At 34.9% G+C, this 12,911-nt stretch carries 12 protein-coding genes; 6 read left to right on the top strand and 6 right to left on the bottom strand.

Annotated features, from left to right (window positions below; genetic code table 11):
• The first annotated feature begins 78 nt into the window (after positions 1-78).
• Both ACPLVF_RS09985 and ald read left to right on the top strand, forming a co-directional pair.
• The gene (locus ACPLVF_RS09985; protein ID WP_424907692.1) at positions 79-1,629 is read left to right on the top strand and encodes a sigma 54-interacting transcriptional regulator; all 1,551 of its coding nucleotides are present in this window, start codon (positions 79-81) and stop codon (positions 1,627-1,629) included.
• A gap of 168 nt (positions 1,630-1,797) precedes the next feature.
• The gene (gene ald, locus ACPLVF_RS09980) at positions 1,798-2,922 is read left to right on the top strand and encodes an alanine dehydrogenase (protein WP_424907691.1); all 1,125 of its coding nucleotides are present in this window, start codon (positions 1,798-1,800) and stop codon (positions 2,920-2,922) included.
• 35 nt (positions 2,923-2,957) lie between these two features.
• On the opposite strand, the gene ACPLVF_RS09975 is transcribed toward ald, so the two are convergent.
• The 3 genes from ACPLVF_RS09975 to ACPLVF_RS09965 all read right to left on the bottom strand — a co-directional run bounded on the left by ACPLVF_RS09975 (position 2,958) and on the right by ACPLVF_RS09965 (position 6,223).
• Positions 2,958-4,691, bottom strand: coding sequence for an ATP-binding protein (locus tag ACPLVF_RS09975; RefSeq protein ID WP_424907690.1), 1,734 nt, complete (start codon positions 4,689-4,691; stop codon positions 2,958-2,960).
• Positions 4,688-5,371 carry a response regulator transcription factor gene (locus ACPLVF_RS09970; protein ID WP_424907689.1) on the bottom strand — a complete coding sequence of 228 codons (684 nt, stop codon included), beginning with the start codon at positions 5,369-5,371 and terminating at the stop codon, positions 4,688-4,690. Before ACPLVF_RS09970 ends, ACPLVF_RS09975 begins: the two co-directional genes overlap by 4 nt.
• An 84-nt stretch (positions 5,372-5,455) precedes the next feature.
• Positions 5,456-6,223: a polysaccharide deacetylase family protein gene (locus tag ACPLVF_RS09965; protein WP_424907688.1), complete on the bottom strand. Its 768-nt coding sequence runs from the start codon at positions 6,221-6,223 to the stop codon at positions 5,456-5,458.
• A gap of 125 nt (positions 6,224-6,348) precedes the next feature.
• On the opposite strand from ACPLVF_RS09965, the gene ACPLVF_RS09960 reads away from it, so the two are divergent.
• Together ACPLVF_RS09960 and ACPLVF_RS09955 are read left to right on the top strand one after the other, a co-directional pair.
• On the top strand, positions 6,349-6,663 hold the full coding sequence (locus ACPLVF_RS09960) for a hypothetical protein (protein WP_424907687.1): 315 nt from the start codon (positions 6,349-6,351) through the stop codon (positions 6,661-6,663).
• Between the two features lie 110 nt (positions 6,664-6,773).
• Positions 6,774-8,405, top strand: coding sequence for a Na/Pi cotransporter family protein (locus ACPLVF_RS09955; RefSeq protein WP_424907686.1), 1,632 nt, complete (start codon positions 6,774-6,776; stop codon positions 8,403-8,405).
• A gap of 31 nt (positions 8,406-8,436) precedes the next feature.
• Here ACPLVF_RS09955 and ACPLVF_RS09950 read toward each other — a convergent pair whose 3' ends face one another.
• Entirely contained in the window at positions 8,437-8,586 is a 150-nt protein-coding gene (locus ACPLVF_RS09950; RefSeq protein WP_424907685.1) for a hypothetical protein, read from the bottom strand.
• Positions 8,587-8,752: 166 nt separating this feature from the next.
• Here ACPLVF_RS09950 and ACPLVF_RS09945 point away from each other — a divergent pair, with 166 nt between their 5' ends.
• Together ACPLVF_RS09945 and ACPLVF_RS09940 are read left to right on the top strand one after the other, a co-directional pair.
• The gene (locus ACPLVF_RS09945; RefSeq protein ID WP_424907684.1) at positions 8,753-9,457 is read left to right on the top strand and encodes a ZIP family metal transporter; all 705 of its coding nucleotides are present in this window, start codon (positions 8,753-8,755) and stop codon (positions 9,455-9,457) included.
• A 49-nt stretch (positions 9,458-9,506) separates the two neighbouring features.
• Positions 9,507-10,004, top strand: coding sequence for a manganese catalase family protein (locus ACPLVF_RS09940; protein WP_424907683.1), 498 nt, complete (start codon positions 9,507-9,509; stop codon positions 10,002-10,004).
• A gap of 6 nt (positions 10,005-10,010) precedes the next feature.
• Here the strand turns inward: ACPLVF_RS09940 and ACPLVF_RS09935 are convergent, their stop codons facing one another.
• Complete coding sequence (locus ACPLVF_RS09935; RefSeq protein WP_424907682.1) at positions 10,011-11,705, bottom strand: B12-binding domain-containing radical SAM protein; 1,695 nt, start codon at positions 11,703-11,705, stop codon at positions 10,011-10,013.
• A 42-nt stretch (positions 11,706-11,747) separates the two neighbouring features.
• Positions 11,748-12,908, bottom strand: a complete 1,161-nt coding sequence (gene thiI / locus ACPLVF_RS09930) for a tRNA uracil 4-sulfurtransferase ThiI (protein WP_424907681.1) — start codon at positions 12,906-12,908, stop codon at positions 11,748-11,750.
• Between the last annotated feature and the right edge of the window lie 3 nt (positions 12,909-12,911).

Below are 12,911 nucleotides of genomic sequence, written 5' to 3'. Positions count from 1 at the left end.
CAATGTTTTATAGGTTATTGGTATGTAATTTTGATACCTTAATTTGACATAACAGTAAATCCTTTCGGGGGGTTGAAAATGAAAAAATTTAGATACCGAATAAGGTTCAAGGACAGAGTTGGAATGGTTAGAGATGTTTCCGAAGCTGTCGCAAGTTGCGGGGCCAATATTCTTTCCTTATCCGTTAAGCAGGGAGAAATATATATATACCTCGAACCCATACCGGACTTAAAATTAAAGGATATTTTAGAAAAAATAAGGAATATTAAAGATGTTTACGAACTTACCCCTGTAGAATGGCTTCCCCATGAACTTGCCCAGCAACATTTACTTACAGTAATAAATTCAGTAGAAGAAGGCATAATATCAGTAAATAAAAATTTAATAATTACAACCTGTAATAACAAAGCTTCAATTTTTCTCGGATATGATTACCCTCCAATGGGACAATCCATAAAAGCAATATCGGATTTCCCTGATGAAATCATAAAAAATATAGAAAAAGGTAAAAGTATTGAACAAAAGGAAATAGTTTTAACCACTCCAAAGGGGCCCCTGAGGGTAATGCTAAATGTTAAACCCATTTTTGATGACAAAGGTTTAGCTGACGGCGCCGTCATAACCTTGCGAAAAATGTCAGATGTTAGGCGTCTTGCTCACTCACTCACAAGGCCGGTCATGATCACTTTTGAAGACATAATTTATAAAAGCAAAAAAATGAAAGAAATTGTAGAACTGGCAAAAACCGTTTCTAAAGGGGATTCAACCATTTTACTGCGTGGAGAAAGCGGCACTGGAAAAGAGCTTTTTGCAAGGGCCATTCATATGGAAAGTGAAAGGAGGGATTACCCCTTTGTAGCCGTCAATTGTGCTGCTATCCCGGATACTTTATTGGAAAGCGAGCTTTTCGGCTATGCTGACGGCACATTCACAGGCGCTCGGCGTGGAGGTAGACCAGGGCTTTTTGAATTTGCTCACCACGGAACCATTTTTTTAGATGAAATTGCTGAAATTCCACCTCATATACAGGTAAAGCTTTTGAGGGTTTTGCAGGAAAACAGCGTAAGGCGTCTGGGAGAAATGGAAGAAATTAGAATAGATGTTAGAGTAATAGCTGCAACCAACAGGCCCTTAGAAGAAATGATAGTTAGGGGAGACTTCAGGCAGGACTTATTTTACAGGTTAAATGTCATACCCATCTTTATTCCGCCTTTGAGGGAGCACAAAGAAGACATACCTGTCCTGGTAGATTATTTTATAAAAAAATTTAATATTAAATTCAATAAATCCATTCAGGGCATAGCACCAAACGCTTTAGAATACTTATTACACTATGACTGGCCCGGAAATATTAGGGAGTTGGAAAATGTTATGGAAAGGGCAATGAACCTTTGTAAAAAAGATATTATAACTGAAAAAGAAATAATTATAAATTCTCCTACCTTTTTTAATCCTACTTCAGGCAAATATTTTCAATTAAAAGATATTGTAAATGAAACGGAAAAAGAGGCTTTAATACGAGCCCTTTCCCAAGGGAAAAGTGCAAGAAAAGCTGCAAAAATTTTGGGTGTCTCCCATACAACGGTTATCAAAAAAATGAAAAAATACGGTATAAGCCTTAACGATTAAATAACAAATTATATTTCCAAAGTGGAAACTTTTATTTCCAATTTCCCTTTTTAACAGATTTCCTGTATAATATTTCTCTTGTTTTGATAGTTGGCTTGATTCTTGCATTATATAATTTTTACACCAGGATGAAGAATTAAAAATATAAAATATAGGGGGATTAATAATATGATTGTAGGTGTTCCAAAGGAAATTAAAGCCCAAGAAAACCGTGTTGCAATAACTCCCGCTGGTGTAGACGCCCTTGTCAGAGCGGGACATAAAGTATTAATCGAAAAAGGTGCGGGAGAAGGAAGCGGTATATCTGATGAAAGCTACAAATCAGCAGGAGCAGAAATATTATCCGATGCAGCTTCGGTTTGGGAAAACAGTGAGATGATTGTAAAAGTAAAAGAACCTCTACCTTCAGAATACAAATATTTCAGAGAAGGTCTTATTCTATTCACCTATTTACACCTTGCACCCGAACCCGAACTTACAAAAGCTTTAATGGAAAAAAAGGTTGTGGCAATTGCATATGAAACTGTACAAAAAGAAGACGGCAGCTTGCCTTTACTTACCCCTATGAGCGAAGTAGCTGGCAGGTTAGCTATTCAAGAAGGGGCCATTTACCTTGAAAAATTTAGAGGAGGAAAAGGTGTTTTACTATCAGGGGTTCCCGGCGTGCCTCCTGCTTCAATAGTTATTGTAGGTGCAGGAACGGTAGGAATGAATGCATTAAAGAGAGCAGTAGGCATGGGGGCAAAAGTTACGATTCTCGATGTTAATACAAATAGGCTCCGCTACTTAGATGACATCTATCAAGGCAGGGTTGAAACTTTGTATTCAAACCGTTTCAACCTTATGAAAGCAGTTAGCGAAGCTGATCTTGTTATAGGAGCAGTTTTAATACCCGGCGCAAAGGCGCCAAAACTTATTACAGAAGAAATGGTACAAGCAATGGAACCCGGAAGTGTAATAGTAGATGTAGCTATTGATCAGGGTGGATGTGTAGAGACCATAGATCATCCCACAACTCATGCAGACCCTGTTTTTGTAAAGCACGGAGTAATACACTACGCTGTTGCAAATATGCCCGGCGCCGTACCGAGAACTTCTACATTTGCATTAACAAATGCTACATTACCCTATGCAGTTGAAATTGCAAACAAAGGATGGAAGAAAGCTGTGGTTGAAAATAAGGCATTAGCAAAAGGTGTCAATGTATTAAATGGTAAAATAACATTCAAAGCAGTTGCTGAAGCCCACAATTTGCCTTACACTCCATTAGATGAAGTATTGGCAGAAATGTAATAAAAAGCCCCTAAAAGGGGCTTTTACTTTTTTATTTATTCCTGACAAGGCAATGAAAAATAAAAAATACTGCCTCCCTTTTCATCGTTTTTTGCCCATACCTTGCCTTTATGATTTTCAATAATGCTTTTCACTATAGCAAGCCCAAGGCCTGTCCCTCCCTTTTGCCTTGCCCTTGATTTGTCTACTTTGTAAAATCTTTCCCATATATAGGGTAATTCGTCTTCTGGAATACCCGGCCCTTCATCTTTTACAGAAACAACTATATTTTTCTCGTGATCAAGCTCGGTGCTTATTGTTATATTTCCACCCTCAGGTGAATACCTTAATGCATTGTCGATAAGATTTATTAAAACCTGTTCTATCCTATCTTCATCTGCATACAGAAGAGGTGTTTCTTTTAAATTTAATATGAATTTTACATCCTTTTGAACCGCAAGATTGTGCATTTTTTGGACAACTCTTTCAATAAGCCTTTGAATAGAAAACTTATCTTTTTTTAGGGTTGTTTGACCGTACTCCATTTGTGAAAGATCCAGAAGGTCATTTACAAGACGCTTTAGCCTTAAAGTTTCCTCCAAAATGATATTTATATAATTTAAAAGTGCCTCCTTGTCTTCCACCATGCCGTCTAATATGGCTTCAGAATAACCCTGAATATAGGTTAACGGTGTCCGTAATTCATGCGATACATTGGCCACAAATTCTCTCCGCAAGTTTTCTAATTTCTTTTCTTTAGTAATATCCTGAATTACTACAACAGCACCCCTCACACCATCACTAAGCAATGGCGAGACTTTTGCTAAAATTATTTTACCGTTTAAATTTAATTCCTCTACAATAATATTATCTTTTGCGTTATTCAATTTCAAAAGAACACCCTTTAAAATGTCATAGGCCTTTTCATTAAAATTATCAGTATCTTTTATTCCTAATAACTCGAAAGCCTGAGAGTTTGCCATAACCACATTGTTGTTTTCATCAAAAGTAACAACCCCATCCGTCATTCCAAGTAAAATACTTTTTAGCTGATCCTTTTCTTTTGATAACGCATTCAAATTTTTCTTTAAAGCATCAGAAAGGAAATTCATGGTCTTTGCAAGGGTGCCAATTTCATCATCTTCAACTATTTCGACTTTCTTATCAAAATTGCCCTTTGCCATCTCTTCAGCAGCTTCTTTCATAGAAAGCAGTGGCTTTGTTATGCTTTTAGAAAAAACAAGGCTTGTCCCTGATGAAAGAAGTATTGCAAAAAATGCAGAAAGAAGAATTAACCTTCTTATTTCCCATACGGAGGACTTCAAGGCAGCCATTGGAGAGAAAAGCAAAAGTCCACCTATAATATTTCCGTCACTTGTTACAGGCATAGCTACCATAAGCATGGGGTTTTCCACACCCCGCAAGAAGCCCCTTTTTATCAATATTTTTCCGTTAAGAATATTATTTAGTTCATTTTTATCAAGGAGCATTCCCAGTTTAGGGTGAAAATATTTAGAGCAGACGATTATGGTTCCCCTTCTATCTATTAAAACCGCATGGGCATTTATAAACTTTGTTATATCGATAAATTCTTCAACGTTTGAACCGCGCATAATTAAAGAAATTAACTGCTGTCCTTCATTGATAAGCTCATTTTCCTTTAACCTAAAATAAAATTCTTCAAAGAATTTTGACAAAATTAAACCAGAAAAAATAATAGCAATTATAGAAATAAGGCTGATAAAAACCCATAATTTCCAGAGTATGCTGTTTTTTATCTTTATTTTCACCTTACCACCTCAAATTTGTAACCTACACCCCAAACAGTAACAATATAAGAAGCGGCTTTGCTCCTTCCTAATTTTTCTCTCAACTGCTTTATATGAGTGTCTACTGTCCGCAAACTTCCGTAAAAATCATATCCCCAAACTTCTTCCAGGAGCTTTTCCCGGGTAAACACCTTTTCTTTATTTTTAGCAAGAAAATAAAGAAGGTCAAATTCCTTTGGCGTTAAATTTACCTCTTTACCGTCTACCTTTACAGTTCTTGAGGAAGGCTCGATATAAAGTCCAGGGAAATCCAAGACTTCCTTTTCTTCTTTGGGCCCAAGTCTTCTGAGCAAGGCTTTGACCCTTGCTACTAATTCTCTTGGACTAAAAGGCTTTACTATATAATCATCCGCTCCCAATTCAAAACCTAAAATTTTGTCAAATTCTTCTCCTCTTGCAGTAAGCATAATTATCGGGACATCAGAATTTTTCCTAACACTTCTGCAAATAGTCCAACCGTCTACCTCCGGGAGCATTAAATCCAAAATTAAAAGATTATAATCATTTTCTTCTATCTTTTTTAAAGCAGTTTGCCCATCATAAGCCTCATCTACCCTGTATCCCTCTTTTTCTAAATAAAGCCTCACTAATTCTACTATTTTCTTTTCATCATCAACAACAAGAATTTTGGGCTCCATCATACAACCAACCCCTTATAAAAAAAAAGAACTTAACTCCTACAACCATTATAATTTTACAAAATACAAAACGTCAACAATTTTATTTCAAAGCCTTTTTCTCATTTCCCCATTAGATTTTTCTATGTAATAATCCCCTTTAATAAGGAGAGCTGAAACGGGTATTATTTCATACCCTTGTTTTTTTAATTCAGGAAGAATCATTTTTAGAGCTTGAGGAGTGTTTTTGCCGTTATTGTGGAAAAGTACTATCGAACCGGGCTTTACTCTCTTTATGACCCTATCGTATATCGCAGAGGCACTTAAGTTCTTCCAGTCTAAGGAATCCACATCCCATTGTATTACATAATAACCGAGTTCTTGTGCTGTTTTTATTAATGTGTCGCTGTAATCTCCAAAAGGCGGCCTAAATACTTTGCAGTCCTGGCCTGTTAGCTCTTTTATCCTATTATGAGTTGTTTGAATTTCTTTTATAATTTCTTCCTTTGAAAGCTTTCCCATATGAGGATGTGTTGCCGAATGATTCCCTACTTCATGGCCTTCCGATGCAATGAGCCTTGTCATCTCGGGATATTTATCCATCCATATTTTAACCAAAAAGAAGGTTGTTTTTACATTATATTTTTTTAATATCTCTAATATTTCTGGTGTTTGGTCTGCACCCCAAGCAGCATCAAAAGATATTGCAATCCTTTTTTCCTGAGCCTCAACCCTGTATATAGGAATTAATCTGTCGAAAAAAGAAAAAACCTTTATTGCGTTTTCGTAATTGGAAATATAAAAGCAATAAAATAAAAAAATAATTATTATCAAATTAATAATTACCATAAATCTTTTTCTATGATCTTTCTTCACATTTCCACCTCCAATACTAATAAATCATTATTCAATGGATTTTAAAATTATGATTTTTTGTCGAATACGATATAAAATTTTTGAATATTTATTTAATAAGCCTATTACCTTTTGGAGGTGGAAACATGATTTCTGGAATTCAAAAAAAAGGATTGTTGCTTGGAATTTTATGGGGATTTATTTCGTGGATTCCATACTTTACAGATATTTTAGGAAATTATAGAAACATCGTTGGCTTACCGGCAACCTTGGGCTTAAATTTGGAATTGGCTTTAAATCACGGCAATTCGGTTATATTCAGCGTAATTATAGGTGCTCTTATTTGTTTTTTAACTGCATCCTTATTTGAATATTTAAAGGAAAACATTAAAATTGTCGGTCTTCCAAAACTTAATTTTCAAAGAAAAGTAAAAATCTTTAAATTTAGAAGGGGTTATTAATAATCCCTTTTTTATTTTATAGTTTTTGATTAATGCCTTTATTTAATTTTTCTGTTATAATATTTTTGTAAACTTACAAAATATGTTTTTGAGATAGGAGTGGATGCTTTTTGAGTCTCGAACAGTTGCTTACCTTGCTTGGAGGGTTAGGCCTCTTTATTTACGGAATGAAGCTAATGGGGGAAGGGCTCGAAAAAGCAGCTGGAAACAGATTAAAAAACATTTTAGAACTTTTGACAAGAAATAGAGTTTTAGGAGTTATTGTAGGTGCAGTTGTAACCGCAATAATCCAATCAAGCAGCGCCACTACAGTAATGGTGGTAGGGCTTGTCAATGCTGGTATAATGGATTTATACCAGGCAGCAGGGGTAATAATGGGTGCAAACATAGGCACAACTATGACCGCTCAGCTTATTGCTTTCAAACTGACAAAACTTGCTCTTCCCGCCATCGGTATTGGGACTGCTCTTCATATGTTCGGCAAAAATAAATCGCAAAAATTTTTAGGACAGGTTGTTTTGGGATTCGGCCTTTTGTTTTATGGAATGCAAACAATGGAAGTAGCCTTAAAACCCCTTGCTAAGTCACAGGCTTTTGTAGATTTCATGGCTCAATTCGGCAAAACTCCACTGCTGGGAGTTTTGGTCGGGGCTTTAACAACAGGTCTAATTCAATCAAGCAGTGCAACCATAGGAATACTTCAAGCCCTTGCCAGCCAAGGCATAGTAAATATTTCCATAGCCCTGCCAATTCTCTTTGGCGACAATATAGGAACTTGTGTTACAGCACTTTTGGCAAGTATTGGTACCAATATTACCGCAAAAAGGGCTGCTTTAATTCACCTATTGTTTAATATAATAGGGACAATTATTTTTATGACAATTTTACCATTATATAAATCTATTGTAGTAATGACTTCATCCGACCCTGTAAGGCAGATAGCTAATGCTCATACGCTCTTTAACACAATTAATACCATTATTCAGCTTCCCTTTTCTGCATATTTAGTAAGGCTTGTAACTTTAGCACTTCCCGGTAAACCCGATGTAGTGGAACATGGTGTCAAATACATAGACGATAGACTCCTTGAAACTCCCTCTATTGCCTTTGCACAGGTTAGAAAAGAAATAGCACGAATGGGCACCCTTGCTCTTGAGAATGTTATTGATACAATGAAATTATTCATTAATTACAACGAAAAGGATGTACGCAAAGTCTTTGAAAAAGAAGCGGTTATAAATGAATTAGCAAGGGAAACTACAAGATTTTTAGCAATGCTTTCCCAAAAACCTTTATCTTCTGATGAATCAAGGCTCATTGCCGACATGATTAACGCAGTAAATGATATGGAAAGGGTTGGAGATCACGCAGAAAATCTTCTAGAACTTGCTGAATATAAAAATGAAAACCACCTGCCCTTTACAGAGAGTGCTTTAAAAGAACTTAAAGAAATGTCCGATTTAGTTTTTGAAAGCTTAAATAATGCCATAAATTCTTTCCTATATAACGATTCAAAACTGGCAAATAAGGTAGTAATAGAAGAAGACAATATAGATGAAATGGATAAAAGATTGAGGGAAAATCACATTAAAAGGTTGAATGAAGGGGCATGCAATCCTAGTTCGGGAGTAATTTTCCTTGATGTGATAAGCAACTTAGAAAGAATAGGCGACCATGCTTTCAACCTCGCATCTTATATTTTAAAATTTGATAAAAATTATAAAAGACCACAAGTATGGTAAAAATATTAAAGTAAAAATAAAAGAGCAAGGTTTATATACCCTGCTCTTGTTTTATTTGGCTATCTTCCTCTTCCTTATCCTTTTCTTCAACTTTCATACCACAATAAGGACAAATCCATACTTTTAGATCCGCTGCAGAATATGATTTTTTGTTGCAATACGGGCATGTGGTATACGGCATCGTGACCCCCCCGAAAATTTTATACAAAAAACGAAAAAAGACTCACTTCGCTTCGCTACGACTAATCGATCTTTAAAAATATTAATCCTTTTTATTGGAAAATATAAAATAATAATATGATTATATTCCACATTTAATACCTAAATCCTTCCTTAAGAGGTGGCTTATGGAAACTTTTTTGAAGATTTTTTTGTACAGCTCCCTTTCAGGTCTTGCCGTTATCTTAGGAGGCTACATCGGTACAAAAAGGCTTCCCGACAAAGTCATCGCTTTTGTATTGACCTTTGGTTCGGGTGTACTCCTTGCAGTAATATCCTTTTCACTAATGCATGAAGCTTACAGATTTTCAGGACCCGTCTTTACTTCTATCGCATTTATTCTCGGCGGTATAATTTTTTATATTATAGAAAAACTTTTAGAAAAATATATAGCAAAAGGCGTTGGTATAATATTGGGCACAACACTCGATGATATAGCAGAAAGTCTCAGTATGGGTATAGGTTTTGCAACTAATTCCGGAAAGCTTGGGATAGTGCTTGCTCTATCAATCTTTTTACACAATATACCGGAGGGAATCTCTTCTAATTTTGAATTAATCAACGAAGGAAACTTTACAAAAAAGACTGCTATTGTTTTGAGTTTTTTGCTTGCTATTTTGGATCCCTTCTGTGCTTTATCAGGTTACTATTTATTAAAAGGCTTGGGAAACCTTTGGCATGGAATGATTATGGCTTTCACGGGCGGTGCTATCTTATTCATGACAAGCACTGATATGATTCCTAAAGCAAATATAATAGGAAATGGTTTGGAAAATTTGGGGCTCCTCGCAGGATTTTTAACGGCATTTTTATTAAGTAGGATATTGGGTTAGTCACTTTTTATCCCCTCCTTAAATAATATATTAGTGAGGAGGGGTTTTTATGAATGAAATTTTATGGGATAATGATGAAAAAATTTTTTCCCAATTAACAGAAAATAGCAATAAAATGTATATAAAATACCTTTACGAAGACTACGCAGGACAAAGCAGCGAATTAACAGCAATACTTCAATACACCTATCAATCCATAGTAGTTGACAATAATAAAGTTAAAAATTTATTAAAGAAAATTTCCATAGATGAAATGGGACATCTGGAAGGTTTAGGCACAGCTATTTGGGACTCAGGTTTTGACCCTCGATTTTGGTACATGAATTATTTTAATGCAAAATATGTAAGTTATGAAAGGGATCTTGAAAAAATATTATTAAAAAATATCGAAGATGAAACTTTTGCTGCAAAAAGGTACCGAGAACAGGCGCAAAACATAAATGACCCAAAAATTAAATACATGCTTCTTAAGTTTGCAAAAGACGAAGAACGCCACGCAATGCTTTTTGAAAAAGCCTATAATAAACTTTTTGGCAGATCAGTTTAATAAATTTTATATATATACCTTTACCGTTTCCTTTTCTCCCTTTTGTATCAGCATCAAAATTATGTTTTCTTTTTTTTGGTTTTCAGGCACATCGAATACAAAATACGCAGCATTTAAATTCTTCATAATTTCAGAAGCTGTAAATCTGTTTTTAAAAATTTTTACCAGCCTTTCTTTATCCCTTAAAAAATTCTTAACTAATTCTTTTTGCTTTTCTTCATCATCACTTAAAATTGATGGCAACTTCCCTTTGCCGCCAGAAAGTAAATAATCATATCTCATTAAGTCTTTGATGTAAAGCAAATCAAGGTTTTGTGCTTTTGCAAAATAATAAAGTTTTTCATAAAGAGATTCCAAGGAATATTCCCGCATAAAGAAATTTTCATTTTTTAAAAATCTATATAATGAAAGACATAAATCGAAGGGGCTTTCAAAATTTTTTTCTAAGTAAGACAATGTATTGTCAAATCTATGACTGTTATAAAATTTATCTATCAATCTGGCAATACCTTTTAAAATTGACAATTCTTCATAACTCATCCAATTATTATATAGTATTTCATAAGGTGGTTGAGACCTAAATACAATTCCGTATTCTTTTGCCCTTTCCCTTAACATAGTTCCTTTTAACAATTTCAAAAAACCCAGCTGCAATTCATCGGGTTTTAAATTGTATACTTTGTTAAAAGCTTCCTTAAAACTTTCAAAATCATCATAAGGAAGTCCCGCAATTAAATCCACATGTATAGGGACTTCTTTATCTTTTAATATCTTTATCCCTTCTATAGCTTTTTCTACATCCTTGTTTCTCCTAATTTCTTCAAGGGCAAGAGGATTAGTGGTTTGTATTCCTAATTCAAAATGAAGTTTTTTTTGCAATCCCTCTAAATTGGCTGCAAATTCCTCACTTACAAGTTCCGGATTAATTTCGCAATGAAAAATTGTATCTCCTCCAATTTTTTTAAATATATTTACTATTTTTAAAGCCCTGTCGATGTTATAGTTAAATGACCTGTCCACAAACTTTATAACCCTTGCCTTTTTATTTACCAATAATCTCAAATCCTTCTCTACCTTTTCCAAGTCCGCTTCTCTCACTTTTCGGTCAAGGGAAGATAAACAAAAAGCGCAATTAAAAGGGCACCCCCTTGATGTTTCATAGTAAATTATCCTGTTTTTAAAATCCAAATCCTCTTCATAAGAAAGGGGTATTAAATTTAAGTCCACATATTTTAAAGGATTTTTTACAATTATACTTTCAGCCTTTTTAAAGGCTATGCCGTCTACTTCTTCAAAACTTCCGCCTCCATTTAAAGCTAATAAAAGCCTTGAAAATGCTTCTTCACCCTCGCCAATAACAACAAAATCTATAAAATCTTTTTTCAATAAACCTTCTACATCGTAAGAAGCTTCAGGTCCTCCCAAGATAACTTTAACTTCAGGTTTAACCTTTTTTAGATTTTCAGCAAGATATATTACCTGGTTGAAATTCCAGATGTATAAAGAAAACCCGATAACATCGGGCTTAAAATCTACTATTCTTTCTAAAATATCATCCAATATATCATTTATTGTAGCTTCAAATATATAAATTTTTATGTCATCAATCCAATAATTTTTCTCAAAATAGGCTTTCAAATTCCGAATAGCTAAATTTGTATGCACATATTTTGAATTAATGCCTACTAAAACTACTTTCATATTGCATCCCCTTATCGTTTTAATAAATTTATAGCTCTTAATTTACCCGGTAATTTCTATAATTTCCAAATCTTTCATTCCCCTTTTAGTCATTTCCTCTACGTCAAAAACGGCTTCTACCTTTTTTATTGATTCTAATTTTGGCCTTGTAGCAGGGTGTTCGGGCACAAAAACAGTACAGCAGTCCTCATAGGGCCTTATAGAAATATCGTAGGTACCGATCCTTTGAGCAATCTCGATAATCTCCTGTTTGTCAAAACCTATAAGGGGCCTTAAAATTGGAAGTTTTGCCACTTCATTCGTACAAAATAGGGATTCCATTGTCTGGCTTGCAACTTGACCTATGCTTTCACCGGTAATAAGGGCTTTTGCACCCAACCTGCTTGCTATTTCCTGGGAAATCCGCACCATCATCCTTCTCATGAGTATTGTCAAGTACTCTTCTTTACCTTTTTCTGCTATTTCCTTCAATATATCAGTAAAATTTACAACATGAAGTTTAACTTTCCCCGCATATCCCGCTAAAACACGGCATAAATCAACAACCTTTTCTTTTGCCCGATCGCTGGTAAAAGGAAAGCTGTGAAAATACACTGGAAAAACCCTAACTCCCCTCTTCATAACCATATATCCTGCTACTGGGCTATCTATTCCACCGGATAAAAGAAGCACTGCCCTGCCGTTTGAACCAAGGGGCAGCCCTCCAGGTCCTTTTTCCTTCTTGCAGTAAACGAAAGCCCTTTCCCTTACTTCTACATCCACCTCTATGTCGGGATTGTGAACATCTACTTTTATGCTTTCCACATTTTTTAATATAAAGCCACCTACAATTTTGCTAATTTCGGGAGACTTTAAGGGAAAAGACTTATTAGGCCTTCTCGTTTCCACCTTAAAGGTTTTTCCCTTATAATCCATTTCTTTTATAGCTTCAACCGCAGCCCTTTTTATCTCTTCGATATCAAGGGAACAACTTTTTGCAGGGCTTATTGCAACAATTCCAAAAACCTTTTTTAATCTTTTTATTATTTCTTCTTGCTCACCCGACGCTTTTACATAAATCCTCCCATGGGTCTTTTTAATTTCAACATTTTCAAATCCTTTTAAGGTTTCTCTGATATTTTGAACTAAAATCCTTTCAAAATACGGCCTATTTTCTCCCTTTAATCCCAATTCACCAAAACTCAATAGAAATGTGTTTTCCATAGG

Source organism: Thermovenabulum sp. (genome assembly GCF_049701175.1).
Classification (GTDB): Bacteria; Bacillota; Thermosediminibacteria; order Thermosediminibacterales; family Thermosediminibacteraceae; genus Thermovenabulum.
The sequence above is the reverse complement of the archived record's forward strand: the minus strand, read 5'-3'. Positions and strand labels throughout refer to the sequence as shown.